The sequence below is a fragment of the Acidilobus sp. 7A genome, from assembly GCF_003431325.1.
Lineage (GTDB): Archaea > Thermoproteota > Thermoprotei_A > Sulfolobales > Acidilobaceae > Acidilobus.
This window is the reverse complement of record NZ_CP010515.1, coordinates 901,321-926,573: the sequence shown is the minus strand read 5'-3', so window position 1 is coordinate 926,573 and position 25,253 is coordinate 901,321. Positions and strand designations below refer to the sequence as shown.

The 25,253-nt window shown below is 62.7% G+C and carries 27 protein-coding genes and 1 pseudogene; 19 read left to right on the top strand and 9 right to left on the bottom strand.

Features of this window, described 5'->3' with window-relative positions:
- Positions 1 to 80 precede the first annotated feature (80 nt).
- Positions 81 to 1,136: an ATP-binding protein gene (locus SE86_RS04625; RefSeq protein WP_117354481.1), complete on the top strand. Its 1,056-nt coding sequence runs from the start codon at positions 81 to 83 to the stop codon at positions 1,134 to 1,136.
- Positions 1,137 to 1,191: 55 nt separating this feature from the next.
- Here SE86_RS04625 and SE86_RS04620 read toward each other — a convergent pair whose 3' ends face one another.
- A complete protein-coding gene (locus SE86_RS04620; RefSeq protein WP_117354480.1) occupies positions 1,192 to 1,542 on the bottom strand; it encodes a heavy metal-binding domain-containing protein in 351 nt (116 codons plus the stop codon).
- Positions 1,543 to 1,797: 255 nt separating this feature from the next.
- On the opposite strand from SE86_RS04620, the gene SE86_RS04615 reads away from it, so the two are divergent.
- The 8 genes from SE86_RS04615 to SE86_RS04575 all read left to right on the top strand — a co-directional run bounded on the left by SE86_RS04615 (position 1,798) and on the right by SE86_RS04575 (position 9,744).
- Positions 1,798 to 2,685, top strand: a complete 888-nt coding sequence (locus SE86_RS04615; RefSeq protein WP_158543124.1) for a coenzyme F420-0:L-glutamate ligase — start codon at positions 1,798 to 1,800, stop codon at positions 2,683 to 2,685.
- Positions 2,686 to 2,769: 84 nt separating this feature from the next.
- Complete coding sequence (locus tag SE86_RS04610) at positions 2,770 to 3,426, top strand: restriction endonuclease (protein ID WP_117354478.1); 657 nt, start codon at positions 2,770 to 2,772, stop codon at positions 3,424 to 3,426.
- Between the two features lie 48 nt (positions 3,427 to 3,474).
- A complete protein-coding gene (locus SE86_RS04605; protein WP_148666774.1) occupies positions 3,475 to 3,816 on the top strand; it encodes a hypothetical protein in 342 nt (113 codons plus the stop codon).
- Positions 3,817 to 4,295: 479 nt separating this feature from the next.
- On the top strand, positions 4,296 to 4,817 hold the full coding sequence (locus tag SE86_RS04595) for a hypothetical protein (RefSeq protein WP_148666773.1): 522 nt from the start codon (positions 4,296 to 4,298) through the stop codon (positions 4,815 to 4,817).
- A complete protein-coding gene (locus SE86_RS04590; protein ID WP_158543123.1) occupies positions 4,814 to 6,052 on the top strand; it encodes a hypothetical protein in 1,239 nt (412 codons plus the stop codon). The genes SE86_RS04595 and SE86_RS04590 overlap by 4 nt, the downstream gene beginning before the upstream one ends.
- A 1,459-nt stretch (positions 6,053 to 7,511) precedes the next feature.
- Entirely contained in the window at positions 7,512 to 7,802 is a 291-nt protein-coding gene (locus tag SE86_RS04585; protein ID WP_117354474.1) for a hypothetical protein, read from the top strand.
- Positions 7,789 to 8,436, top strand: a complete 648-nt coding sequence (locus tag SE86_RS04580) for a hypothetical protein (protein WP_117354473.1) — start codon at positions 7,789 to 7,791, stop codon at positions 8,434 to 8,436. Before SE86_RS04585 ends, SE86_RS04580 begins: the two co-directional genes overlap by 14 nt.
- A gap of 33 nt (positions 8,437 to 8,469) precedes the next feature.
- Positions 8,470 to 9,744: a UbiD family decarboxylase gene (locus tag SE86_RS04575; protein WP_117354472.1), complete on the top strand. Its 1,275-nt coding sequence runs from the start codon at positions 8,470 to 8,472 to the stop codon at positions 9,742 to 9,744.
- Positions 9,745 to 9,773: 29 nt separating this feature from the next.
- Here SE86_RS04575 and SE86_RS04570 read toward each other — a convergent pair whose 3' ends face one another.
- Positions 9,774 to 11,090 (bottom strand): lyase family protein, encoded by a 1,317-nt coding sequence (locus SE86_RS04570; protein ID WP_211096483.1) that lies wholly within the window; start codon positions 11,088 to 11,090, stop codon positions 9,774 to 9,776.
- A 104-nt stretch (positions 11,091 to 11,194) separates the two neighbouring features.
- Here SE86_RS04570 and pyrD point away from each other — a divergent pair, with 104 nt between their 5' ends.
- The 3 genes and pseudogenes from pyrD to SE86_RS08200 all read left to right on the top strand — a co-directional run.
- Entirely contained in the window at positions 11,195 to 12,106 is a 912-nt protein-coding gene (gene pyrD, locus SE86_RS04565; protein ID WP_211096482.1) for a dihydroorotate dehydrogenase PyrD, read from the top strand.
- A gap of 86 nt (positions 12,107 to 12,192) precedes the next feature.
- Positions 12,193 to 12,870 carry a phosphatase PAP2 family protein gene (locus tag SE86_RS04560; protein ID WP_117354471.1) on the top strand — a complete coding sequence of 226 codons (678 nt, stop codon included), beginning with the start codon at positions 12,193 to 12,195 and terminating at the stop codon, positions 12,868 to 12,870.
- 66 nt (positions 12,871 to 12,936) lie between these two features.
- Positions 12,937 to 13,299 (top strand): annotated as a pseudogene (locus SE86_RS08200) (Mut7-C RNAse domain-containing protein); the annotation flags it as partial.
- On the opposite strand, the gene SE86_RS08195 reads toward SE86_RS08200, so the two are convergent.
- Positions 13,273 to 14,493 (bottom strand): MFS transporter, encoded by a 1,221-nt coding sequence (locus tag SE86_RS08195; RefSeq protein WP_236747361.1) that lies wholly within the window; start codon positions 14,491 to 14,493, stop codon positions 13,273 to 13,275. The pseudogene SE86_RS08200 and the gene SE86_RS08195 sit on opposite strands and share 27 nt — an antisense overlap.
- 158 nt (positions 14,494 to 14,651) lie before the next feature.
- On the opposite strand from SE86_RS08195, the gene SE86_RS04545 reads away from it, so the two are divergent.
- The 4 genes from SE86_RS04545 to pyrC all read left to right on the top strand — a co-directional run bounded on the left by SE86_RS04545 (position 14,652) and on the right by pyrC (position 18,095).
- Positions 14,652 to 15,080 carry a CBS domain-containing protein gene (locus SE86_RS04545; protein WP_117355124.1) on the top strand — a complete coding sequence of 143 codons (429 nt, stop codon included), beginning with the start codon at positions 14,652 to 14,654 and terminating at the stop codon, positions 15,078 to 15,080.
- 283 nt (positions 15,081 to 15,363) lie between these two features.
- Positions 15,364 to 16,314: an aspartate carbamoyltransferase gene (gene pyrB / locus SE86_RS04540; protein WP_117354469.1), complete on the top strand. Its 951-nt coding sequence runs from the start codon at positions 15,364 to 15,366 to the stop codon at positions 16,312 to 16,314.
- A 30-nt stretch (positions 16,315 to 16,344) separates the two neighbouring features.
- Entirely contained in the window at positions 16,345 to 16,842 is a 498-nt protein-coding gene (gene pyrI / locus SE86_RS04535) for an aspartate carbamoyltransferase regulatory subunit (protein WP_117354468.1), read from the top strand.
- Positions 16,842 to 18,095, top strand: coding sequence for a dihydroorotase (gene pyrC, locus SE86_RS04530; protein WP_117354467.1), 1,254 nt, complete (start codon positions 16,842 to 16,844; stop codon positions 18,093 to 18,095). The genes pyrI and pyrC overlap by 1 nt, the downstream gene beginning before the upstream one ends.
- Here pyrC and SE86_RS04525 read toward each other — a convergent pair.
- From SE86_RS04525 to SE86_RS07995, 4 genes are all read right to left on the bottom strand, one after another.
- Complete coding sequence (locus SE86_RS04525; protein ID WP_117354466.1) at positions 18,085 to 18,684, bottom strand: phosphoribosyltransferase family protein; 600 nt, start codon at positions 18,682 to 18,684, stop codon at positions 18,085 to 18,087. The genes pyrC and SE86_RS04525 overlap by 11 nt on opposite strands.
- Positions 18,671 to 19,360 carry an orotidine 5'-phosphate decarboxylase / HUMPS family protein gene (locus SE86_RS04520; RefSeq protein WP_117354465.1) on the bottom strand — a complete coding sequence of 230 codons (690 nt, stop codon included), beginning with the start codon at positions 19,358 to 19,360 and terminating at the stop codon, positions 18,671 to 18,673. The genes SE86_RS04525 and SE86_RS04520 overlap by 14 nt, the downstream gene beginning before the upstream one ends.
- A 31-nt stretch (positions 19,361 to 19,391) precedes the next feature.
- Positions 19,392 to 20,345 (bottom strand): NAD(P)-dependent oxidoreductase, encoded by a 954-nt coding sequence (locus SE86_RS04515; protein ID WP_158543122.1) that lies wholly within the window; start codon positions 20,343 to 20,345, stop codon positions 19,392 to 19,394.
- Between the two features lie 221 nt (positions 20,346 to 20,566).
- Positions 20,567 to 20,716, bottom strand: a complete 150-nt coding sequence (locus SE86_RS07995) for a hypothetical protein (protein WP_158543121.1) — start codon at positions 20,714 to 20,716, stop codon at positions 20,567 to 20,569.
- Between the two features lie 225 nt (positions 20,717 to 20,941).
- On the opposite strand from SE86_RS07995, the gene SE86_RS04510 reads away from it, so the two are divergent.
- Positions 20,942 to 21,469 carry a hypothetical protein gene (locus SE86_RS04510; RefSeq protein WP_211096480.1) on the top strand — a complete coding sequence of 176 codons (528 nt, stop codon included), beginning with the start codon at positions 20,942 to 20,944 and terminating at the stop codon, positions 21,467 to 21,469.
- A gap of 88 nt (positions 21,470 to 21,557) precedes the next feature.
- The gene (locus SE86_RS04505; protein WP_117354462.1) at positions 21,558 to 22,205 is read left to right on the top strand and encodes a DUF973 family protein; all 648 of its coding nucleotides are present in this window, start codon (positions 21,558 to 21,560) and stop codon (positions 22,203 to 22,205) included.
- Here the strand turns inward: SE86_RS04505 and menC are convergent.
- Entirely contained in the window at positions 22,195 to 23,307 is a 1,113-nt protein-coding gene (menC, locus tag SE86_RS04500) for an o-succinylbenzoate synthase (RefSeq protein ID WP_117354461.1), read from the bottom strand. The genes SE86_RS04505 and menC overlap by 11 nt on opposite strands.
- Positions 23,298 to 24,161, bottom strand: a complete 864-nt coding sequence (locus SE86_RS04495) for a hypothetical protein (protein ID WP_117354460.1) — start codon at positions 24,159 to 24,161, stop codon at positions 23,298 to 23,300. Before SE86_RS04495 ends, menC begins: the two co-directional genes overlap by 10 nt.
- 71 nt (positions 24,162 to 24,232) lie before the next feature.
- Here SE86_RS04495 and SE86_RS04490 point away from each other — a divergent pair, with 71 nt between their 5' ends.
- Complete coding sequence (locus SE86_RS04490; protein WP_117354459.1) at positions 24,233 to 25,219, top strand: aldo/keto reductase; 987 nt, start codon at positions 24,233 to 24,235, stop codon at positions 25,217 to 25,219.
- The last annotated feature ends 34 nt before the right edge of the window (positions 25,220 to 25,253 follow it).

Here is a 25,253-nt window from a genome sequence, read left to right as displayed (position 1 = left end):
GCCCTCCCCTCATACCGAGACTTTTGATGTCTAAGCGTATTTAAGGTTCTGGGGCAGAAGTTAACTTCTGGGGCAGAAGCATGCTCTTTGACGAGAGACCCAAGGAGAGGAGGGAGGACCTCTTCGACAGGGAGGCCGAGCTGGCGGCAATAATGGACAACGTCAACAGGCCGCTCTTAGTGCTGAGCGGCGTGAGGAGGATAGGCAAGACCTCGCTCCTCCTCGTGGCCCTTAACGAGCTGGGGCACGACTACATTTTAATTGACGCGAGGGAGCTCAAGGCCAACTACGGCAGGAGGGATCTCTACTCCCTCCTGTCCAAGGCCCTCTCCTCAAGGCTGTCTAGGCTCGCCGACGTCCTTAAGGGGATCAGGGGCGTTAACATAATGGGCAACTACGTAGAGATAAGCTGGAGGGGAAGGGACTACATAAGCCTGGCAGAGCTATTTGACGCCCTCAACAGGAGGAGGCTGATAGTGGCCATAGACGAGGCCCAGAGGCTTAGGGGTCCCATGGGGGCTGAGCTCAGGGAGGCCCTGGCCCACGCCTACGACTACGACAGGAACCTCACCTTCGTGCTCACAGGCTCGGAGGTCGGGCTCCTCCACGAGCTCATAGGCGTTGACGACCCGTCCTCCCCCCTCTACGGCAGGTACTACCACGAGGTCCAGCTGGGCAGGTTCAGCGAGGAGCAGTCAGCAGAGTTCCTCAGGAGGGGCTTCGAGGAGGCCAAGCTCAAGGTCGACGAGGAAGTTATTGACGAGATGGTGAGGCTCTTCGACGGCATCCCTGGCTGGCTCACCTTCGCTGGCAACCAGTACCTGGCCGCGAGGAGCCTTGAGGAGGTCAGGGAGAGGGCCATAGGGGTCGCCCTGAGGGAGCTGGAGAACCTAGTAGAGGAGAAGTCTAGGGCCTCGCCCTCAGCCGGCAGGAGGTACAGGCTGGCCCTCAAATGCATAGCGGAGGGCAGGGACTCGTGGTCGTCGCTTAAGAGGTGCTTTGAGGAGGGCGAGGGGGCCACGGTGTCATCGAGCGTCCTCGACAACGTCCTGAGGACCCTTGAGAGGCTGAGCATAGTTAAGGGCTACGAGTTCCTCGACCCTGTGTACAGGGAGGCCGCGAGGAGGCTCAGGTAAGAAAGCCAGGGTAAAGAGAAAGAAAGCCTAAGGACTTCACCCCAAGGAGGAGGCTTCACCCTTCAGGGCTGGGAGCCGTCAGCACAGCGGTGCCGTAGGCTATTATCTCGTCCATGGTCTCGCCTATCTCGTTGGAGTCCAGCCTAAAGGCTATGACTGCGTTGGCGCCGAGCTTCTTTGCGTGCTCGGCCATCCTCTGTATTGCCTGCACCCTGGCCTGCTCCGACATCTCCGTGTACTCCTTGATCTCGCCCCCCACCAGCGACCTCAGGCTTGCGAGCAGGTTGCCCCCGAGCCCCCTTGACCTCACAGTTATGCCCAGGGCCACGCCGAGGACCTTAACGACCCTGCGGCCAGGTATATCATTAGCTGTGGTAATTATTATGTCGCCCTCGGCGAAGCTCAACCTCTCACCTGGGCAAACGGGGGTCGCTAGAGTAATAAGGATTGCAGCACTAATAGGCAGACTCATGGCCTGAAGCACCATACTTACACTGCTCGGACACGGCTTTGGCTGCGCCATAATAACGCCGCCATGATTTGTCTGCGCTGGGCCGCTGGGCTCGTAGCGCTCGGCCTGCGCTGCTCCTAAAATTGCAACGCCTCAGCCGAACGCTGAACGCCTTAATTGTTCCCAGGGACTGCGGGCCCGGTGGCCTGGTTGAGGGAGGTCTCCCTCATAGGGGTCGAGCTGCCCGAGGTAAGGAGGGGCGACGACCTGGCGTCGCTCATATGCTCCTCCGCGAGGCTACAGGAGCGCGACGTCGTGGCTGTGGCCAGCAAGGTGGTCTCAAAGGCAAAGGGCTACCTGGTCGACATAAGCTCCGTGAGGCCGACCGAGAGGTCCCTCAGGGTGGCCTCGGCCCTAGGCATGGATCCAAGGTGGGTTGAGCTGGTGCTCAGCCAGAGCGACGAGGTCCTAGGGGTTCTACCTGTGAAGGAGCTCTACGACACTGGGACGCTGAGGCTTGAGGACGTAGCTTATGATGCTGAGGCCGCCAGGATGGCCCTCGAGAGGTTCCCGTACCTCTTCATAGTGAGGCGGTCTGGAATGATATGGACAGACGCCGGCATCGACGCCTCCAACGTGCCTGGGGGCCTCTACGCCGTGCCGCCCCCTGACCCAGACGCCGAGGCCAGGGAGCTCTCCAGTAACATAGCCTCCAGGTGCGGCGTCAGAGTGGCCGTGGTGCTCTGCGACACGGAGGTCAGCATAGCCGGCGCCTCAATGGACAGGGCCATAGGCTCCTACGGCATAAGGCCTGTGGACAGGGGCTTCGGAAAGCCCGACAGGAACGGGGTGCCGAAGTACGGCGGCGTTGACCACATAGCTAACGAGGTCTGCGCCTCCGCGGCCCTCCTGGCCAGACAGACAAGCGAGTCAATACCCGTGGTCTTGGTCAGGGGCTTAAGCTATGAGTGGTACGAGGGTGGCCTCAGGGACTTCTCCATGAAGAGGCCGGTCGAGGCCCTGAGGGCTGTGATAAGGGCGACCCTGAGGGCCATGGGGCCTGAGGCACTGGAAAAGCTGGTGGGGGGCCTCCCATGAAGGCATCGCCTTGCAACGAGCTGATGCCCCAGCGAGGGCTATGGCTATAAGGGCTGGACTTTAACGGCGTCGCGGGGCTGATGCTTGCTGGGGCCTGCCACTGACCTCGCTGTTGCCCTGCTCAACTCCAACGGCTGCGTGACCCTCCAGGAGCTTCTTTCAGGCGCGGGCCTAGGGGTCGAGGTCGCCAGGGGCTACATTGATGGCCTTGAGGCCCTGGGGGGCCTTAGGCTCGAGGGCGGCCTGGCGTGCCCCACCAACAGGGCACTGCTGGCGGCCTCCGCCATAAGGCTCGGGGCAGACCCGGAGGTCGTCTCGAGGCTGCTGAGCTGGAGGGACTTCGAGGGCCTGGTGGCCGAGGCCCTGGGGGAGGCAGGTCTCAGGGTGTGGAGGAACCTGAGGGTGCCGGGCAGGGGAGGGCTGGAGGTCGACGTCCTTGGCCTGGCCAGCGACTACGGCGTTGTAGTTGACTGCAAGAGGTGGTCATACAGGTCCAGCTCCCCCTCAAGGGTAGCCGAGGCCGCCTCAAGGCACGCGGAGAGGGTCAGGAGGCTCATGGCCCTGTGGGGCTCCCTGGGCCTTCCAAGGCCACCCAGGAGGCTCCTGCCGGCTCTTGTGGTGCTCAGGGAGGACCTGCCCAGGGCCGTCAACGGGGCCGCAGTGGTGCCCGTGCTGCAGCTCAGCGGCTTCACCAGGGAGCTCGACGCCGTTGTAGACGAGCTTGGCATTCGCTACGCGTAGCCCAAGGAGGTGTTTTACGCTGGGGCTCCCACGTCCCTGGGGAAGGCCTTGAGGACTGAGGCCAGGGGAGGCCTGGCGCTTACTGACGGCTCCTTCAAGTTCCCCCTCGGGGTCAAATGCTGGCCAAGGAAGACTAACGTGAGGATGTGGAGGGGCTGGGACGAGGGGGCCGTACTGGACATAAGAGCCGTGAAGTCCATAGGGGCGAGGGCGGTGAGGCTGTTCGCTGGCCAGGACTTCGTGAGCGCCAGCGGCGACTTAAGTCAGCAGCTCGAGAGGCTGAGATGGCTGCTCGACAGGCTCGGCGACAACGGCATGGCGGGCTTCGTGACCCTCCTGGTAGGCCACATGAGCGGCAGGAACTGGGCTGAATCATTTTCACATCAATGAAGTTCTTTTATAGTATTATATTATCAACTAATTGTGGAGGGCCCTCTTGGAGAGGCTGCTGAGGCCCTGGCGTCGTTGCTCGTGCGATCCACTAGGCCTGCGCCGCGCTCTCAGCCCTCAGGAACCCAAAGGCAGCCGTCAAGGTGTACTGCTGCAGGGCCTACGGCTTTAACACTCACGCCTGAGGTACGCCTTCGTTTCGTACCTTCTGAAGAGGGGCGTGTCGCCCTCAATAGTCGCCAAGATAACTGGCCACAGGTCCCTCGACTACATCCTTCACTACACAGAGGTCAGGCTCGCTGAGGAGGTCCTGGCTGGCCTAAGGGGCTGGGGCGCCGTTTTCCACAAGCTTGTGGAAAACGATGGCTGCTCGCTCGAGGCGCCTTGCCAGTTGAAGGCCAGGACGCGCCTTGACTTAGAGGGCCGCAAAACTATAATTAACCCTTTTCGCACAGAAACTAGCTCGAGGTGCGGCATTCTTGAGGGCGGCCAGGGCCCTGGCCCTCGTCCTCGTCATCGTTGTATCGGCCTCCCTGCTCGCTGGGCTGTCCTACCTGGTGCCTGGCCTGTTCCACAGGGGGAGAATCATAATAAGGGCATACGTTATAGGGAGCGACGGGGATTCGACCCAGCTCACCAACGCCTCGTTCTCAGTGTGGGCCTGGGCCCCGACGCCTAGCGGGACTGAGTTCATCCCTGTCTTCAACGGGACTGGGGCCCAGGCCGTGATAGACCTGAGCGGGCTGGTCGGCTGGGCCGAGGACTGGATAAGCACATACGGCAAAGCGGCCATATTCTCCTTTGAGCCCTCGATAACAATTTGGGTCTCATACCCCATAGCCCTGCCCAACGGCAGCGTTGAGCTTTTGACACAGCCCTCCTTCCAGCCCCTTAACCTGAGCCTCCCGCTCAGCGGCAGCGGGGCAGTGATAGACGTGGTGGTGGGCAGCCCCTTCAGGACCCTCGTGAAGGCCAGCGGCGGGGCGCTGGGGTGGCCGTGAGGGGCCTCGCTAAGGCGTCGCCAGAGCAGACCACAACGACGACGGTCACCACCACGCTAACTAATATAACCACAACCTCATCCACGCGCCCGCCATACGCTTGCCCCATCTGCTATATGCCTATCGATCTCTTACTGGTACCCCACGTCATTGCTTGGTACCCCAACAACGAGAGCATGGCCCCCATAAGCCTCGCAGTGGCCCTGGGGCAGCCCAGCAGTGTTAGCGAAGGCTATACCAGTCCAACTGTGACCATAGATATAACGGTGGCCTCTGAAAAGATCAAGCAGTTCACTATAAACGGCCTCATGATAGCTGGCAGCGCGTTCGACGCCGCTACGGACGATTATGAGGAGACGGGGAACCTGTTCCAGGCCGTCAGCCAGCTTTCCCCGCAGCTGGGGACCACGTTCACGTTCACGACTGAAGGAGAGGTCGCAGAAGGTAACGGCACAACGGCCTATATCCCATTGCAAAATGAGAAAGGGCCTGACATAATCCAGCTCTACATGGTTGGCCAGGTGGCGCTGGTCAACTGGACGGCGTACTTGCTGCCTCTGATTCTTTCCAACACGCCAGTGAGCTGGTACCTCGGCCTCCAGCTGACGGAGTTTAAGGCGGTGGAGAACAGCAGCGCAGTGGCCCCCGTGATCTATTATTGGATGGCCTACGACCCGTGCGTTAACCTGAGCGAGTGGGCCATCGAGCAGCAGGCCCTCATGCAGGACCCAGGCGACCCCCCTGGGCTCTCAGGCGACCTCATTGCGCACCCCCCTGGGGGTGGTGGGGGTGGCGCCACGTGCCCGCTCCCCAACACGCCAGCGCCAGTCATATGGGAGGACTACGCCACGAAGCTGACGTATTACGCTACGGTGAACCCTAACACGTCACTCTATAAATCCTACGTGGACCTCTCCGTTAACGGGGGCGAGTCGCCCCTGGGCATAGGCCTTGACCTGGGCTCTGCCATAGCGTCGATTATAGGTACGGGCCTTATGGTGCTGCCAGGGGGACAGGCGGCAGGCGCTGTCTTAGAGGTGATAGGGGCGCTCCTCGGCGCCTTCCAGTACCAGAGCAACTCGGTGGCAGTGACCGTAAACACTATTACAATAACCAACTCCCTCCCGAATTATTACGTTTACGTATACTTCAGCAACCTGACACCCGTGTATACCATCGGCGGCCAGAGCTTCACCCTGCCCAAGGCGCTGATACTTATAAACGTGACCTCATAGCCTGAAGGCCAAAGGGGCGCCTAAGCGCCTTAGTGAAACCCTTTTTCTTCGCTTTTCGGCATGAGCCTCTAAACCTCGGCCTCAGCCCGCAGAGACAGAAGTGCCAGGAATCTTACGCATGGGGAGCGCCATAAATGGGGCCCTGCGGGCGAGGCGGAGGTCCCTGGGCGCGAGGGTGATCATAAGCTGACGAGAATGAGCGCCCAGGGACGGACGGCTGGGCGGGCCCTCGAGGCGCCTATTGAGCTTAACGTCCAAATTTGTGCGTATGACGCTAGGCCTCCCTGCGGTTCAGGGCCTGCCCAGCTAGGCCAGGGACGTCGTAGGGGGCACGCGCGGGTTTCTTATATAGGAAATACTCACTTTCCTTTCTTAGGTACATAGAAAGCGTTCTGGGGACATAAAACATGTTTTGGGGACACAGAACGTTGTCCCCAGGGCCAAATGGGCGCATTGGAGGCGTGTCCCCAGCATGTGTCCCAGGGACACAGCACTTTGGCCCCTGTACGCTGGGTGAGGCTCCAAGCTGGGCCATATGATGGTGCGGCTAGCAGCTGCGCCCGTGCGGGACAGGCCCTCAGGGACACGGGGCAGGCCTTCGCCCGTCCGTCAAATCCCTACGGGCAGCCTGCGCCTTGTCCGCTGCGGACACAACGGTGTCCGTAACGGACACCCTCCCGATTGGGCGCGTGTCCGCCCTATGTGTCCGTCGGACACGTTGAGGTGTCCGCAGGCCCCTGGCTGAAGCTCCTACCTGGGCCATATGATGGCCCAGCTTTCTGTTGCGCCCAGCCTGGCCAGGCCTCAGGGACACGGGGCAGGGCTGTCATGTGGGTTCTGTCTCTGCCTCTACGTCTCTGCCAGGCGCAACAGCTTCCTACGCCATGCTGTGGCCCAGCCTGTAGCCTCTCCTAGCCCCCTGGGGCCGCTGCGCTCTGTCTCCGAGACAAATAGCGGAGACAGCGGCCCAGCGAGCCTGACGTCTTCAGCAGGACATCGTCTCTGGGACAAATGCCAGAGACAGCGGGCGATTGGGCCGCTGTCTCCAGGAGACAACGTTTACGTCTCCACTGACGCATTCTATGTCTCCTGAACAGGTTATACAGCCCCCAGCTCTTCCTCGCGCTAAGCTTCGCCCCTCACGGCTCACCTCCGCTCGGGTGCTAGGACCGCGGGGAGGAGGACTGCGGGAGGCCAGCGAGGAAAGTGAAAGTAATCCATTTATGGCCTGACCGCCTCAGGAAGGCAGGATAAGTAAAAGGGGCTCCTAGGGGCCCGCGCCCCCCAAGGCAAGGCCCCTAGCCCCTCGGAGGCGTTCCCCCACGCACTCCCACATAAGCTATAGACACAGGGACTTTAAACATTACCACCTAAAAGGAGCCCTACAGATAAATGGGCCCGCGCATGTCATATTACCCTCCTCAGGGCCCCAGGCCCCCTCCAGCCCCCGCGGTCACTCTTGTACAGCCCCCAGGGGGAGCCCCAGGGGCCGCTGTCACGCTACCTCCAGCCCCAGGTGGAGTGGCGTAGGCTAAGGCCCCCGCCCATGGTCTGGGTTCTTGCCAAGATATTGCAGAAGACAAGGATGGAAAGGAACAGGGAGCGCTTCGTCTTAAGCTCAAGGGACATCAGGGATTACCTTGGGTACTCAAAGAGCAACAGGACAAGCCTCTCCCTTGCCATAAGGGAGGCCATAGATTGGGGCGTACTAAGCCAGGCCACGACAGGTCCCTCCAGTGTCCCTTATTAGGCTCCCCTTGCCTGTCGGCCGCGGTGAGCGGCTGGTCGCCAGGAGCCTGCTCTGGCTCAGGGCGGACCCTGAGGCCATAAGGGAGCTCAAGTGTAGGCTGTGGCTGCTCCAGCAGCAGGGCGTCAGGGTCACGTTTGACCCCTCCTCCAGCTGGGAGGTTGCGGTGATGCCCCTCGCCGGCTCGCCGGAGTACGCCCTCCTGGCTGGCGCCGTTGACGGCAGGCCGAAGGTGTTTGAGCCCGACCCCCTGAGGGCCCTGCTGCTGGCCCTGGCCTACCCCTCGGGCTCCTTCAGCTCCCTCCAGGTAGGTGTCGACCCAGGTAGGAGGGCCTGCGGCGTCGCAGCGATAGCTGACGGCCTGGTCTTCCACGCCTCCCCCTCCGCCTGCGGCGACGTGGGGAGGGAGGTCTCAAGGATCGTCAGGGCAGCCCCCAGCGAGAGGTACAGGGTGCTCCTGGGCTCGGGCACGGGCTGGGAGGAGGTCGCCGGGTCCCTGCTTGAGGCAGGCCTGCAGTTTGAGGTTGTCGATGAGTACGGCACCACCAGCAGCCGCCTGGAGCTGCCCGTGAGGCTCAAGGACAGGAACCTCAGGGCCGCCCTGAGGCTGGCCATGACTCCCCCTCTCAGCTTTTAACTCCCTTGACTTCAGCTCCCCTGGGCTCTCAGCTTGAGGGGGTCGCTGAGCTCCTTTGTGGAGGAGGTAGGCTACGAGAACATAGGCCAGGTCAGGAGGGAGTACGAGGCCGCCGCTGAGATCAAGAGGAGGCAGGGCTCCGGGAGGGCGCTGAGGTTCCGCGTCGAGGGCTCAGAGCAGGACGCCGTTAGTAACGTTATTGACAGCAGGGACAAGGTGATCAGGGCCCTGGGGGCCAGCGACCTCAGGGACGCCTACTACAGGATACTGAGGGCCATGAGCGTGCAGGGCGAGCTGAGGGAGGTCGGCCAGCCGAGGCTCAGGGAGGCCTCGAGGGGGCTCATGTCCCTCCCCGCTGTCAAGTTCTACGAGAGAGACGGGGGCCTCTACCTAACCAGCGCCATCTTCATAGCCTGCTACGAGGGCGCGTGCAACGCCAGCGTCCACAGGGTAATGCTGCTCGGCGAGAGGAGGGCCGCCGTGAGGCTCGTGCCGAGGCACCTCTGGTACCTCTACAACAAGGCCATATCCAGGGGCCAGTCGCTGCCCGTGACAGTTATAGTTGGGGTTCACCCGGCCGTGATGCTCGCCGCCGCCTCCTCGCCTCCCCTGGGCTTCTTCGAGCTGAGGGGGGCGGCCGCCGTGGTGGGCGGCATTGAGGTCTTCAGGACTCCAGTGCACGGCAACCCTGTGCCCGCGGGGGCCTCTGCCGTCATAGAGGGCTACCTCACCGCTGAGCAGGCGGACGAGGGCCCCTTCGTGGAGGCCATGGCCGGCTACGACAGGGTCAGGAGGCAGCCCGTGCTGGAGGTGAGGCAGGTCCTCATAAACCCTGACGAGGTCTCCCACGTGATCCTGCCGGGCGGCCTCGAGCACGGCATGATAATGGGCTTCCCGAGGGAGGCGGCGATCTACGACGCCGTCTCAAAGGTCGTGCCTGAGGTGGTTGCTGTGAGGCTCACGCCGGCCAGCGGCACTTGGCTCCACGCAGTCATATCCGTCAGGAAGAGCCACGACGGCGACCCGAAGAACGCGATAATGGCGGCCTTCGCCGCCCACCCAAGCCTGAAGCACGTCGTAGTGGTTGATGACGACATAAACGTTGACGACCCGAGGGACGTGGAGTGGGCCATAGCCACCAGGTTCCAGGCCGACAGGGGCCTTGTGGTGATAACCCGCGCCAGGGGCTCAACCCTTGACCCGAGCAGCGAGGTCGACGGCATGACATCCAAGGTTGGCATAGATGCCACGAGGCCGATAAACGGCGGCGAGAGGTTCGAGAAGGCCAGGATACCTGGCCTCGACTAGCTCAGCTGACGCCGTGTTAACTCCCCGGTTTACACCTCCTTAGCCGGGTAGCCAGGCCTCACCAGCCTGGAGAGGTCCCTGAGCACAGCCACCTTGTCCTCAGGCACACCGCGCCTCCTCAGCGCGTCCTCAAGCCTTGCCCCCCTGCTGACCTCCTCGGCGACGCTCGTGGCGGCGTCGTAGCCTATTATGGGGGAGAACACGGTGACCAGGGCCTGGCTGGCCTCGGCCAGGGCCCTCATCCTCTCCGCGTTGGCCCTCAGCCTCCTGACGACCATGGCGTCAACCTTCCTCAGTGCTTCCGAGAGCAGGGACGCCTCAAGCTGGACGTCGTAGCCGACCAGGGGGACGCCCATGTTAAGCTCGAGCTCGCCGAGGGAGGAGGCCCAGGCGACGGCCGCGTCGAGGCCAACGACCTGGGCCACCGCCTGCATCGCCGCCTCAAGGGTCACGGGGTTCTTCTTGCCAGGCATTATGCTGCTGCCAGCTATCTCCTCAGGTACCTCTATCTCCCCCAGGCCCGTGTTGGGGCCCGAGTTGAGGAGCCTCAGGTCCTGGCTCAGCCTGTGAAGGTCTAAGGCCAGGGACCTCATGACGCCGCTGACGGCGGCCAGGTCGGCGAGGCTCCTCATGGCCCTCATCCTGTTGGCCTGCCTCAGCCTGAGCCCCGTGAGGGACGACAGCTCCCCCAGGGCCAGCTCGGCGAACCTCGGGTGGGAGTTGACGCCGGTGCCCACGGCGGTGCCGCCCAGGGGGACCTCGAGCAGCCTAGCAGAGGCGGCCTCAAGGGCTGACGCGTCGCCCTCTATTGCGTCAGCGTAGGCCTCCAGCTCCATGCCGAAGGTGACAGGCATGGCGTCCCTCAGGTGCGTCCTGCCTGGCTTGACGAGGCCCGTGTACTCCGAGGCCCTTGACCTCAGCGAGGTCGCGAGCCCCCTGGCCGCCGGCAGCACCAGCTCTGTGATGGCCCTGTAGGCTGCAAGCCTTATCGCCGTGGGGACAACGTCGTTGCTGGACTGCCCCATGTTGACGTGGTCGTTCGGGTGCACCCTGGCGCCGCACCTCTCACCCGCGTGGAGGGCTATGACCTCGTTCACGTTCATGTTGAGGCCGGTCCCTGAGCCCGTCTGGAACACGTCAACTGTTACCTCAGGGTCGTAAGCGCCCTGGGAGAGCCTCAGGGCCTCCTCGTATATGCATGAGGCCGCGCGCTCGTCCAGGAGGCCCAGCTGGGAGTTGGCCTTGGCCGCTGAGGCCTTTATGAGCCCCATGGCCCATATTATGAGCCTCGGGAACCTGGTGCCAGTCTCAAGGTAGTACTCCCTGGAACTCTCCGCGTAGCTCAAGCCAGCCACCGACCTGGAGGAGGGCGCTGAGAATATTATGGAGGAGCACGGACGCCGGCCGCTGCGCTTAAAAGAGAAGGCGTCCGCCCTACCTTGGGCTTGGGTTGAGGGTTGACCTAAGGGTGAGGGTTGCTGGCCTCGAGCTTCAGCACCCCGTTATGAATGCTAGCGGCATAATGGGCGAGAGCCTGGACGGCCTGATAGCTATAGCTAGGTCAGGGGTCAGCGCGCTCGTGACGAAGTCCTACACGCCCTCCCCCAGGCAGCCCTACCCAATGCCGAGGGTCGTGCACTTTGACGTTGGCTCACTGAACGCGGTAGGCCTCGCCAACCCTGGCATAGAGGGCCTGAGGGAGCACATGAGGGCGCTGAGGGAGCTCAGGCTGCCCATTATAGTGAGCGTGGCCGGCTCCACGCCTGACGACTTCGCTAGGGTCGCCGCGGCGGCAGAGGAGTCTGGGGCCTCAGCCGTTGAGCTGAACCTCAGCTGCCCCCACGTGGAGAGGATGGGCCTCGACATAGGTATGGACCCTGACATGAGCAGGAGGGTGGTCAGCGCTGTCGCCTCAACAGTTAAGGTGCCGGTGATAGCCAAGCTGGGGGTCTCGGACAGGCTGCTTGAGGTAGCCGAGTCCTCCCTGGAGGCCGGGGCCAGGGGGCTGACGCTCATAAACACCGTGAGGGCTATGAGGATTGACATCTACAACATCAGGCCGTCCCTGGGCCACGGGATAGGCGGGCTCTCGGGGCCCGCAGTACACCCCATAGCGGTCAGGGCGGTCTACGAGGTCTACAGGGAGCTGAGGCCTGACATAGTGGGGGCTGGGGGAGTGGAGAGGTGGGAGGATGCGGCCGAGCTGATCCTGGCAGGGGCGAGGGCTGTTCAGGTGGGCTCAGGGCTAGTGAGGAGGGGGCTGCAGGTAATAGGCGAGGTCAGGAGGGGGCTCTCGGAGTACATGGACTACATGGGCTTCAGGTCTATTTCAGACATGGCTGGGGCCGCCAACAGGGACTGATCTGACCTCCTCCCCGCCTTGAAAGGCGAGGCTTTCAGTTGTAAACGCTTTAATATGAACCTTTCACCGTACACCAAGGCTCGACTTTGAGCTCAAGGCTGACCAGCGTCAAGGCACTAGCAGCCCTGTCAGTGGTCCTGGCGGCCGTCGTGATAGCCGCCGTCCTCAGGGAGTACGATGGGGTCCAGGCCCTTGACCAGGCAGTTCTAAGCTACCTTGACCTGAGGTCGCCGGCCATCTACTACTTCTCCTACACGGCGAGCCTGGAGGCGTTCGCTGCCGTCACGGCAATAGCCTACTTCCTGGACGTCGGCCTCCATAGAAGCGCCTCAAGGAGGCTGGTCTCCTTTGCGGTAGCCATAATACTCTCAATGATAGTGACCGCCCTGCTCAAGGCGTACGTCATGGAGCCCCGCCCCCACGAGCCCCTTATCTACTTCGGCCTCCTGGGCAACCTGGTGAACGCTGATTACTACGGCTTCCCGTCAGGCCACACGGTGAGGGTCACTGTCCTGGCCTACTACATGATGACCACGCCCTCCACCAGGAGGAAGGGCCTCGGCTACGCAGCCTCCGCCTACGCTATTGCAATAATGGTGAGCAGGCTCCTCCTGCAGGTCCACTGGCTCTGGGACATAGTAGGCGGCGTGGTGGTGGGCCTGTGGTCCTGCTCCCTCGTTGACGGCGTCGGCGAGAGGGCCTGGGTCTACATATACAATAGGACGTTCGGGCTGGCGAGGCCCCTCAGGCTCAGGCCTAACTAATAAAGCCCCGGCCGCTCGCTGGGAGGAGGAAGAGAAGTGGCGGAGCGAGGGTTCATAGTAGACGCCATGCTTGGCACGCTGGCCAAGTGGCTTAGGATGCTGGGCTACGACACCTTATACTCTAGGTCCTACAACGACGCCCAGATAATCAGCATAGCCGCGAGGACGGGCAGGGTGATAGTTACAAGCGACAGGGGCCTGTACGCGAGGGCCCAGAGGGCCGAGCTGAGGGCCGTCCTCCTGCCTGAGGCCAACGTGGCCAGCAACCTTGCCAGGCTCGCCTCGGAGGGCCTCATAGAGCTGAGGGTCGACCCCTCCCTCAGCAGGTGCCCCATATGCAACGGCAAGCTGAGGGAGGTCACAGACAGGAACGCCGTGAGGGGCAGGGTGCCCCCGGGCGCCCTAGCCAAGTATGACAAGTTCTACGTCTGCACGAGGTGCGGCCACGTCTACTGGGAGGGAGGACACTGGGTCAACATAAGGAGGATCGTCAGCGAGGCCAGGCTCCTCGTCCAGGGCGTCAGCGAGGGGGCGGGCGGCAGGCGCAGGCCTAGCTGCAAGGTAAAATGCGGCCGCGCCCGCCAGCGCTATTGCCCCTGCAATTATGCCCGTGAGGGCTGTGCCGACCCTGAGCGAAGGGGGGTATATGAAGGCGGCTATCGCAGTTGAGAAGCCCCCGACGACCCTTGCCACCAGGAAGACAACGTTGGTGCCGGTGGCCCTGAGCTCTGCAGGGTATGTCTCACTCGCCCACACCCCTAGGAAGGAGAAGTAGCCGGAGGCGAAGAACATGAGGGAGAGTGCAGCTAGGCCGGCGTAGCCCCTTGCAAGGGCCACGAGGGCGGCCGCGGACGCGAGGCTAACCGCTATGAACGCCAGGGCGGTCTTCAGCCTGCCGGCTACGTCGGAGGCCCAGCCCGCAACAATAAAGCCAATGAAGCCAACTATTGAGAGCGGCTCAACCCACGACCTGCTGAGCCCCATTGACGTTATGAATGAGGGCACCACTGAGAGCAGCGGTATTGTGAACATGAAGGCCCCAACGGATATCGCGGAGAGGCCAGCTGTGAGCAGCGCCAGCCTCCTGTCGAAGGCCCTGAGGCCGAGGCCCCTGTAGCTTCTCGCGGCCGTCTCAGCTACCAGGGAGTTAAGCGCCACGGTGAGGATGAGACTAACAAGGCCAACCACCAGGAAGTAGGTCCTCCAGTGGGGCACGAGCTGGAAGGTGAGCGCGTCCAGGAAGAAGCCTATGAAGTAGAGGCCCTGCATGATGCCCCCCACTAGCCCCCTTGAGCTCCTCAGCAGCTCCACCACCACTGGGTATGAGACCCCGTTCTGGGCGTTGACGCCGAAGCCGACGAAGAACCAGGCGGCGTAGAGCTGGGCAAGGCCCCTGAGCTGGGAGGCCAGGGCAACGGCGACGCTGAACACGGCCTCCGCGACGTAGAGCGCCGCCCTCCTGCCGGCCCTGTCAGCCAGGTAGCCAATTGCGACGCCGCCTATCGCCCCTCCTATGAAGTCCACCGGTATGGCGACCAGCACAAGGGCCTTGGGGACCCTGAGGGAGGCCGAGAGCTGGTCAGCGGCTAGGGATATTGAGAAGACAGCGTAGGCCGACAGCATGAAGGGTATGAGGACTCCTAGCAGGGAGGCCCAGCGGCTCAAGCTAGTTCCTAGCGCCTGCCCAGGCCTGGCGAGTAAAATCGCTTAGCCCCTGCCCGCTGCGGCGCGCAGGGAGGAGCGCTTTTAACTTGCCGGGCCTCAAGAGTCCCGGTGAGCTTATGACGGCTGAGCCCCTTGTCAGGGACATAATGCACTCTCCCCCCATAACGGTGACTCCAATAACCCCTGTGAACGATGCCGCCCAGCTAATGATAGACAGGGGCGTCGGCTCCCTCCTAGTTGTTGACGACAGCGGCAGCCTCATGGGGATAGTCACCAAGACGGACATAGTGAGGGAGGTGGTTGCAAGGGGGCTCCCGCGCAGCGTGCCCATAGGCAACATAATGACAAGGAACCCCTACTTCGTCTTTGAGGACTACACCGTTAAGGAGGCCGCTGAGCTCATGGGCAGCCACACCATAGGTCACCTCCCCGTGCTCTCAAGGGAGAACATGAGGCCCGTTGGCGTGGTCTCCAAGAGGGACATAATCAGGCTTGCGCCCCACTACATAACGCTCGTCTACGTCCTCAGGTCGCAGGTCGGCTGAGCGGCGGTCCTGCGCGTCGCCGTGTTAACTCCCCGGTTTACGCTAGGCCTGCTGGAGGGCGCGTCAAGGCCAGGCGCCCTGGCCCTCTCAAGCCCCTGGTATGCCTCGGCAACCTTTTGCCCCTATACCATAACTTCAGTCACCTTACCTTTACTCATTGTAGAGCGCAGGGGCTTGGCCCTCGGCCGCCTCCACTGTGTCAGGTGGGTAATGGGGCCCCTGGAGCCCAACGGCGCGGCAGGAGGCCCAGAACAGGTTAAAAGGGAGGCCAGGCAAAGCTGAGGTGGGCATTTTGCCCTGGCGCGGTCGAGACGTAATAGATCCGAGGGAGTTCTCCAGGGAGGACCTGGAGGCTCTCTTTGAGAGGGCTGATGAGATGAGGAAGGAGCTCTCCGCGGGCTCAGTCAAGAGGAGGCTCGATGGCAGAATAGTGGCCACCGCATTCTTTGAGCCATCAACTAGGACAAGGCTGAGCTTTGAGGCGGCCGCCAAGAGGCTGGGGGCTGACGTCATAGGGTTCTCGGCGGAGGAGGGCACCAGCGTCGCAAAGGGCGAGAGCTTCGTTGACACCATAAGGATGCTGGACGGCTACTCGGACCTGATAGTTGTCAGACACAAGTACGAGGGGGCCGCAATGCTGGCAGCTGAGGTCGCCCAGGCCCCAGTGATAAACGGGGGCGACGGGAGCCAGCACCACCCCACGCAGGCCATGCTTGACCTCTACACAGTGAGGACCCTCTTCGGCTCTGTTGACGGCCTGAACTTCCTCCTGCTCGGCGACCTCAGGTACGCGAGGACGGTCGCCAGCCTGCTCAGGATGCTCACTGCGTTCAGGCCCGCCTCCGTCATGCTCTCGTCGCCGCCCCAGCTGAGGCTGAGGGACGAGGTGAGGGAGGACGTTGAGTCGAGGGGCCTCAAGCTTATTGAGGTGCCCCTCGAGGAGGGACTCTCGAGGGCGGACGTGATATACGTGACGAGGATACAGAGGGAGAGGTTCCCGGACCTGCAGGAGTATGAGAAGGTTAGGGGGAGCTACAGGGTCACCAGGAGGCTCCTCGAGGCCTACGCCAGGAGGGGGGCTAAGGTGCTCCACCCGCTGCCCAGGGTTGATGAGCTCACGCCCGACGTTGACAACACTGAGTTCCAGGCCTACTTCACTCAGGCGAGGCTGGGGGTGCCGCTCAGGATGGCCCTCCTCTCCCTTGTGCTTGGAGCTGACGGCTCCCCGCCCTAAAGGGCGAAGCCTCCAACAAGGTGATGGGGCATGAGCCAGGGGACAGGCGGCGAGGGGAGGAAGCTGCTCGTGAGCAAGATAAGGGACGGCACTGTCATCGACCACATACCCGCGGGCAGGGCCCTTGTTGTGCTCAGGATACTGGGCGTCACAGGCTCTGAGGGCTTCAGGGTGGCAGTGGTAATGAACGTAGACAGCGCCAGGATGAAGGTCAAGGACATAGTGAAGCTCGAGGGCTACTACCCGAGGATGGAGGACATAATGAAGGTCTCCCTTGTCGCCCCGGAGGCCACGGTGAACATAGTGAGGGACTACAATGTCGTGGAGAAGAGGAGGGTCGAGGTGCCGAAGGTCATAGAGGGCGTGCTGAGGTGCCCTAACCCAACGTGCATATCGCGTAAGTCGGGCGAGCCCGTCGTCAGCAGGTTTGAGGTAATCAGCAGCTCCCCCCTGAGGCTGAGGTGCTACTACTGCGGCACCGAGCTCGGGGAGCGCGAGGTGATATCTCAGCTGGTGGGAGGTAGCTGATGGCCGACGCCTCCTTCTGCGGCAGGCTTTACGACGCCAGGGGGCCTCTGGGGGAGGGCTGCGTCAACGTCAGTAACGGCATCATAGAGTCCATAAGCTCCGGGCCCAGGGGCGAGGAGGTGCACAGCTACCACGGCGACGGCCTCTACGTAGCCCCAGGGCTCATAGACCTGCACGTGCACCTCAGGGGACTCGAGCTCTCCTACAAGGAGGACGAGGCAAGCGGCACCATGGCGGCCCTGGCATCAGGCGTAACCCTCGTGACTGACATGCCTAACACGAGGCCCAGGCTCTCGACGCCAGAGGCACTTAGGGCTAAGCTTGAGGCGCTCAGGGGCGCCTCATACGTTGACCACGCCGTCTACGCCGGCGTGCCCGACTCCCCTGAGCTCGTGGGGCGGCTGGCCTCAATGCCTATAGCCGGCTTCAAAGTGTTCCCCGAGGACCTCGCCAGCAGGTGGGGGAGCGTCGAAGTCATCCTAAACATGAGGGACCTCCTGGTCGTACTTCACCCGGAGCTCCCCGAGGCCGAGAGGGCGTGGGCGGAGGAGAACTACGAGAGGGACGAGCTGAGGGGCTGCTGGGCCGAGGGGGCGAGCCTCTACTACGTGGCCTCAGCCAGGGCCAGGGTTCACATAACCCACGTCTCCTGCCCGGGCACCCTCAGGCTGGCAAAGTCGATGGGGCTCACGACTGACACCACGCCGCACTACCTGCTCTACAGCCACCTGCTGGGCGGCTGTCACTTCAGGGTCAACCCGCCCCTCAGGGACGAGGTCACCAGGTCCCTCATGCTTAAGGCTGTGGTGGAGGGCCAGGTCGACGCGCTGGCCAGCGACCACGCCCCTCACTCCCCGCAGGAGAAGTCGTCGTGGCCCCACTGCCCGGCGGGCATACCGTGGCTCGGCCTGTGGCCCTGGGCACTCTACAGGCTCGTGAGCTCAGGGGCGATGGGCAGGGGCGAGTTCCTCCGGCTCTTAACGACGGGGCCAGCTAGGGTGCTCGGCCTCGGCAACCTCTACGGCCTCCTGGAGCCAGGCCACAGGGCCAACCTCGTTGTGGTTGAAGAGCGGCCTCGGAGGTTCGCGGGCACCTACAGCAAGGCCCCCTACTGGCACTACTTCATGGGCGACCTCTACGCCGCGCCAAAGGCCGTGGTAGTAGGCGGAAGGCTGGTCGCGGAGGACATGGAGGTACTGGGCAGGCCTAAGACTATAAACCCCTTTGAGGGGGGCATGCCGTCTAGGGCCTAGCCTGGCCCCACAGCTCCTCCTCTATTGACCTCAGGCGGGCCTCGTCTATGACTTTCAGCCTCAGCGCCTCGCTGAGTATATCCCTGAGCGTGGTGAGTGACAGCAGCCTGACGCCCATCTGCTCAAGGGCCTCCCTCGCCCCCTGGCCCCTGTCAACTATGACCTCAGCTATGACCTCCCTGGCCCCGTGCGACTTGGCCACCTTCGCAGCGAAGGCCAGGCTGCCCCCGGTCGTGGCAACGTCGTCTATGACCACGGCCCCTCTACTTGAGACTTCGGCCCCCTCAAGGTCCCTCTCAGTGCCGTGCCCCTTGGGGTGGCGGGCGTACGCCAGGGGAAGGCCGAGCTCAAGGGCTATGGCTGACGCCCATGGGACCCCTCCGGTGGCCACGCCCACTGCGACGCAGTCGCCGCAGCCAATATCAAGGAGCCTGTGGGAGAGCTCAAGGGATATCAGCCTGAAGAGCCTGGGGTCCCCTATGACCTTCCTCATGTCGACGTAGACGTGGCTCACTCCGCCTGAGGTCAGCCTGAACTCGCCGAAGAGCACGGCCCCCGACCTTATGAGCTCCCCCTCAAGCCATCCCACGGCGGCACACCCTCAGGGCCTCTGCCTGCTGCCTGGCAACCTCCTCAGCCGCAGCCCTGGGGTCAGGGCCTGACGTTATGCTCCTCCCGACTATCTCGTAGTCTGCCCCGGCGCAGAGGGCGTCCCCCGGCCTGGCCCCCTGGGTCCCCACGCCCGGGGAGAGCACCTTGACCTCGCTGCCTAGGGCGGCCCTCACGGCTGATATAACGTTAGGCCTCGTCGCCGGGGCTACCACCCCCCACGGCCTAGCCTTTGATATGACCTTCAGCAGCTGCCCCAGGCTGCCGTCGTAGACCTCCTGCGAGCCGGGGTGACTCATGGAGGCCACGAGGACCAGCTTCAGGCCCCACCCCCTGAGCCCCTCCGAGAGCTCGTCCAGGGCGCCTGAGTAGCCTATGAAGGAGTGCGCTATGACAGCATCAACAAAGTCCTTCACGGCTGAGACCGTGCTTAGCATCACGTCCCCCACGTCGGCAAGCTTAAGGTCAGCCACAATCAAGCCCCCGTAGCTCGACCTCATGGCTGCCAGGGAGCCCACGCCGCACCTGAGCAGGAACGGCACCCCCACCTTGGCGCCGCTCACTATGTCATCAAGCTGCAACGGGAGCCTGGCCGCTGCCTCGCACGAGCCCGACAGGGGGCCGTCTATAGCCAATATTATGGGACTTCCAGCCATAAAGCCCCCTGGGATGGGTCGCCTCGGCGTTTTAAGCTGAGGTGCCGCCTGAGGCCCACTCCAGGAACCTTGAGACCGCCTCCTGGAGGGAGGTGTAGCTGAAGCCCTCGAGCCTTCTGCTCACGTAGAAGTAGTTGTACTTCAGCGTCCTGTACAGCAGCTTGAGCGACGAGCTGGGGGCCAGGTAGGCCAGCCTCGCGGCCCACCTGAGGCTGAGCCTGCGGCACCTCCTGCCCATTTGCCTGCAGATCTCCATGCCTATGTCGCCTATGTCCACCTCGAAGGGCCAGTTGACGTAGACCCAGGACCTGTCAAGGGAGCCGGAGCTGGCCATCTCGGCGACCCTCGCCACGTCGCCCGCGTAGACGGCGTTCCTTGAGCCCGTGAAGAGCGTCAGGCCCCTCCTAGCAGCCCAGAGGGTGGCCCTCCACTGCGGCTCGTAGCCCCAGGGGCCGAAGATCACCGAGGGCCTCAGTATGGCCCACCTGCCCCCAAGTGCCTCGTCGCTTGAGAGGAGGAGCCTCTCGCCCTCGGCCTTGGTGATCTCGTAGGGCGTCCTGTGCACGAAGGTTGCTGGGTCGAGGTGCCTCTCCTCCTCCGAGACCTTTGAGCCGGGGGGCATCCCCCTTATCTCTGTGGAGACGCCCGTCGAGCTCACGTACACGACCCTCGCCTTCACCTGGGAGGCAGCTGATATAACCCTCCTCAGGAGGTTGACGTGTGCCTCCTCTAAGGCCTCCCTGCTGCCCGTGAGCACGCCGGCCACGTGATGGTAGGCGTCTCCCCCGACCCTTGCAAGGGCCTCTGGGGTTATGCTGTCCAGCAACAGGATATCAGCCCCCATCCTCCTTATGTCCTCAGCTATCCTGGGCCTCTTCTTTATTGAGGAGGGCCTAGCTACGACGAGCACCTCGTGCCTCTTCCTCAGCTCAGCCACCAGGTTAGCCCCGACGAAGCCGACGCCTCCAACTACTACCTGCTTCAAGCCGCCTCCCCTAAACGTTAAGGCACTCAACTTTAAAATATAAATATATACAGTTTTCTTAAAATTTCAAGGGTCGCTGCACTACTTCAAGGGGCTCAGGGAGCAGGGCCTCCGAGGCTCGGGAGCCTACGCCTCGAGGTACTGGCGGCGCAGCCATGTCGGCATAACCCTGTTAAAGGGTTCATCAGTGGCTTAAAAAGGTAGGAGGAACTAAGTAGAGCTCAGTTGCTGCCCGTCCTGCCGCGGGCTGCCACAGCCATGGCGTAAACTACTATGAAGAGCGTGAGGACAACTATAGCTAGGCCGGCGGCCAGGACCTGGCCGAGGCCGTCAGTTATCATCCACGCTAGGACGCAGTCGGCGCCCAGCACAATGCCTGTTAGGCCGACGTAGGGCGTCGCCTTGGTTGCCCCGAGGACTCTCTCGTCGCTGCCCGTGATGGCTATCGCGCGGGGTTGCGCAACGAACTCACCATTTCTTATATAGAGAAAGTCACTTAAAAGGCTTAACTGACCTTAATTAATATTTAGCATAAAATTAAGAAGGCAAAGCTTATAAGTCCTCTCTGTCACCTCTGTAATACAGAGGTGACAGGTGTGAGCTCCCAGGAGGGCAGCGGCGGCGAGGGCGAGGAGAAGGGGAAGGCGTACACGATAAGGGGCCTTGACCCCGAGCTCTACGAGAGGTTTAGCAGGACCGCCAAGGACCTAGGCGTCACGGTTGGGGACCTGATGAACATGGCCATGAGTAACCTGCTGGTCAGCATAGAGGCCACCAAGGACGTGGGCCAGAGGGTGTCGAGCGCCCTGTCAAGGATAGTTGATAAGCTCAAGGAGGCCCAGGCGAGCGCGATGAAGACCGTTGTGGGGGCGGTGGCTGACTTCGACCTCATAAGCAACATTGACGAGCTCACGGTGACGAAGGCCGACCTTCAGGCGGCGGACAAGCCCATAGTGTTCTCAAACATAAAGAGGCTCGTCTTCGCGCCCGACGTGGACTGGGACACAATAAACTCCAAGGTTAGGTCAATAAAGGTCGTGAACGAGCTCGTGGTGCCCAAGGGGGTGCCAGTCCTCCAGCTTGCCAAGAGGTGCCAGCTGGTCAGGCGCATAGAAGTGCAGTGACCCCGAGACCCTTTTCCCTAGGAGCGCTTAATTATTTTATCGTTAATTTTAAGTGCGCGCGACGCCCGTTAAGCTGTGAGGAGGGACTTTGGCGTCCCAGCTCCAGTACGAGCTTGAGGGCATAGATAAGCTGAGGAGCGGTACCCTGCTGCTAATAGTGGTGCCGCTGCTCCTGCTCGCTGCATCAATTGTGATAGGCATAGGCGCGTTCCTTGCCACAAGGCCGGCTGTGGGGGCAGTCGTTAGTGTTAACGGCGCCACCAGGTATGTGGTCCACATGGGGCCTGCTCCCCTGCCGCTAGCTGCCTCGCTAGGGGCTGCCGTAGGCGTCGCCGCTATAGCCGCGGTGCTGCTGGTGGTTTCATTTCTGGCCCTTGGGAGGCTCAGCGCGGGCTTCAAGGCCCTTGAGGCGGCCGGCAAGGGAGGCTGGGCCGGGGTCGCGGGGGTCTGGCTCATCATAGCTGCCGTGATAGTTGCCCTGGTGGGCGCGGCGACCTTCATGTTCGGCGGCTTCATAGCAGTGGACCTGAGCTTCATAATAGCCGTCGTGGGTTTCATACTTATAGGCGTCGGCCTCTTCGAGGTGGGCTCATATTACAACGACGCACTGCTGGAGGCGGGCGGCATACTGACAGCCATACCGCTCGTCATAACCAGCTTCATAGGCCTCATCATAAGCTATGTCGGCCTCGGCGAGGTCGAGAGGAGGCTCAGGGAGGCCGCCCCTAAGGCCTGAACTCATAGGCTCTTTTAGCAGCTGAGCGGACCTTGTCCTCGAGCACCTCAGCCCCTATCCCGCTGGCCCTGGGCGCGGATATGGTGCCGTCCCTGTTGAGCTCCCAGGGGGGCTCAACTATGTCCTCCTCGTAGTACCTTGAGCTGGCGCTTATGTCGTTAGGGTACCTGACACCCTCCAGGGTAGCGGCGGCCACCAGGTGGCCCCTGCCGACCCCCGTCTCAAGCATGCCGCCTATCCAGATGGGCCTCCCCAGCTGGCGGTACCAGAGGTCATGGATCCTGAGCGTCTCGCCGAGGCCTCCCACCCTCGCAGGCTTGACGTTTATTATCATGGCTGAGCCCAGCTGGTAGGCCTTCCTCGCGTCGTCAGCGTCAGCTACGCTCTCGTCAAGGCATATTGGGGTCCTTATGTGCCTTGCGAGCTCGGCGTGGTCCACGAGGTCCCTCCAGCCCAGCGGCTGCTCTATCATGAGCAGGCCGAAGTCATCGAGCCTCCTGAAGACCTCCACGTCGCTCAGCGTGTAGGCGGCGTTGGCGTCAACCTGAAGCTTAAGGGAGGGGCCGAGGACCTCCCTGAGCCTCCTGACGGGCTCCACGTCGTAGCCCGGCCTTATCTTTATCTTCACCCTCTGGTAGCCCTCCTGGACGTAGCTGTCAACCACCCTCACGAGGTCCTCGAGGGAGGGCTGGATGCCGACGCTTACACCGCTGGCTATCCTGTCCCTCACTCCCCCTATGTACTGCCACAGGGGCCTCCCCTCGAGCTTTGCGGCGAGGTCCCAGAGGGCCATCTCAACGCCGGCCTTAGCCATGTTGTGGCCCCTTATCCTTGAGACCAGGGCAGGGAAGCCCCTCGGGCCCACGTCGCCCTTCAGCTGGGGCAGTATGAAGTCCCTTATAACGTGCCAAGCTGTCTCATTCGTCTCATAGCTGTACCAAGGGCCTGAGTCCGCGACCACCTCGCCCCAGCCGACCTCCCCACCCCTCTCCTCCGCCCTCACAAGTATCGCAGGCCTCTCCAGCGTCTTGCCGAAGCTGGTCTCAAAGGGTGACTTAAGCCTGACCCAGACCTCCAGGAGCTCAACCCTCCTCAGCTCCACGGTCTCACCCCGTCAAGGACCTCGCCCAGCGGCTCCCTTACCATGACCACGTAGCCGTGCCCCTCGGCGCCCCAGGTGAAGTCCGAGGCTATGTATCCCTGGGAGAGGTAATAGGTGTAGGCCTCCCTCGTGGCCCCCCTCCACCTTGAGGCGAGGCCCGGGTCGGCGTCCCTCACCTTAGATATTGACCTGGGCAGGCCAACGAGGACAACGTCAGGCGACCTAGAGAGGTCCGGCCCCTCGGGGACCTCAAGGCCGGCCTGGCTCCTCGGCCTCACGGCCACGTGGGCACCCATGCTGACCAGCTCCTCGGCCTTGGGCACCCTGGCCTCCCCCGACACCTTCAAGTTTACGTTCCTGCTGTCCAGGTGCCACTCCGCTATGGCCCTGTCGGTCTCAAGGCCGGCGTTTATGGAGTCCCTTATCTCGCCGTAGTACCTCACCCTGTACTGCCTGAATATGGCCCCAAGCTTGCCGAGGTTGAAGTGGGCGTTGAGGCTCTGCAGGGGGTCGAAGGTCCACTTTATGAGCCTGACACCTGCGGCCAGCGCCTCGCGCCTCTGGGCAAGCTTGAGCTGGGTCCCCAGGCCCCTGTACTTGGCCCCCTCTACGACCCCAGTCATGTGGCTGTAGAAGTAGGTGCCCTCGGGGGCCTCGACGAACCAGCCGAAGGAGAAGCCCACCACCCTGCCACTGTCTATGGCCCCAAGCACTATGCCGCCGTTCTCCACCAGGGCCCTGAGCATGTGGAGCGGCACTGCCTCGCAGCTCGACCTGTCCATGCCCCAGGCCGAGCGCTGAACGTCAACCACCTGGGAGAGCTCCGAGGGCTCGAGGAGGCGCCTTATCTCCACTCAGGCCACCTGCCCAGGGGCATTAGCGCGAGCTTAAAACCGGCTCATATTCCCACACCTGGGCTGCGGACTTGATATACACGAGGCTTGGAAGGGACGGCCCTCAGGTGAGCGCCGTGGGCCTTGGCTTCTGGGAGGTGGGCTCAAGGACCTGGAGGGGCAGCCCTGAGGTCGCTGAGGCCATAGTCAGGGCCGCCCACGAGGAGGGCATAAACTTCTTCGACACGGCCGAGGTCTACGGCATGGGGAGGAGCGAGGAGGCCCTCGGGGAGGCCGTGAGGAGGCTCGGCATAAGGGAGCACGTTGTTGTTGCTAGTAAAGTGGGCGGCTTCAGGCCCACCCCCTACTTCATACTCAAGGGCGCTGAGGGCGTGAGGAGGCGCCTCGGCTTCGCCCCCGCCCTGCTGCAGCTCCACTGGCCCCCGCCGGCCTGGATACCCCTCTGCCAGCCCCTGAGAGGCCTTGAGAGGGCGGTGAAGGCTGGCCTTGCGGAGTACGTGGGGCTCTCGAACTTCTCGGGGAGGCTGCTCGAGGAGGCGCTTTACTGCTTCAGCTCCCTGGAGCCCGTGAGCGACCAGGTCGAGTACAGCCTGGCCTACAGGACCCCTGAGCTCGACGTAGCTAAAGTGGCCAGGGCCAAAGGAATTGGCATCATTGCCTACTCGCCCCTCGCCAAGGGAGCCCTAGCTGGGGTCACTGCCTCAAGGGCCGTGCAGAGGGTTGACCCGCGCTTCAAGGCGGCCGCCTCCGACAGGGAGCTCATGGATGCCCTCAAGGGGGTCGCGGGCCGCCTAGGGGCAACGACAGCCCAGGTCTCCCTGGCGTGGCTAATATCTAAGGGCGCCGTGCCCATACCAGGGACCACTAAGCCCGACAGGGCCAGGGAGCTCGCGGGGTCAGCTGACGTCAAGCTGAGCCCTGAGGACGTTGAGCTGCTCGACAGGGCGAGCTCAAAGTTCGTAACTGCGTGGGGGAGGGAGTACGGCAACCTGAGGTCCATAAGGTACGTCCCGTGCGCCCTCCAGTACCTAGGGCTTAGAGCTATGGGCGGCGCCTAGACTTTAAGGTGGAGGAAAAGCGAGGGCCCCCTTC

Excerpts from the sequence above, each read along its gene's own strand:
- pyrI (WP_117354468.1), top strand. The coding sequence starts at position 16,345 with ATGAGCCAGGGGACAGGCGGCGAGGGGAGGAAGCTGCTCGTGAGCAAG.
- SE86_RS04520 (WP_117354465.1), bottom strand. The coding sequence starts at position 19,360 with ATGGCTGGAAGTCCCATAATATTGGCTATAGACGGCCCCCTGTCGGGC.
- SE86_RS08195 (WP_236747361.1), bottom strand. The coding sequence starts at position 14,493 with ATGCTGTCGGCCTACGCTGTCTTCTCAATATCCCTAGCCGCTGACCAG.
- SE86_RS04545 (WP_117355124.1), top strand. The coding sequence starts at position 14,652 with ATGACGGCTGAGCCCCTTGTCAGGGACATAATGCACTCTCCCCCCATA.
- SE86_RS04625 (WP_117354481.1), top strand. The coding sequence starts at position 81 with ATGCTCTTTGACGAGAGACCCAAGGAGAGGAGGGAGGACCTCTTCGAC.
- pyrC (WP_117354467.1), top strand. The coding sequence starts at position 16,842 with ATGGCCGACGCCTCCTTCTGCGGCAGGCTTTACGACGCCAGGGGGCCT.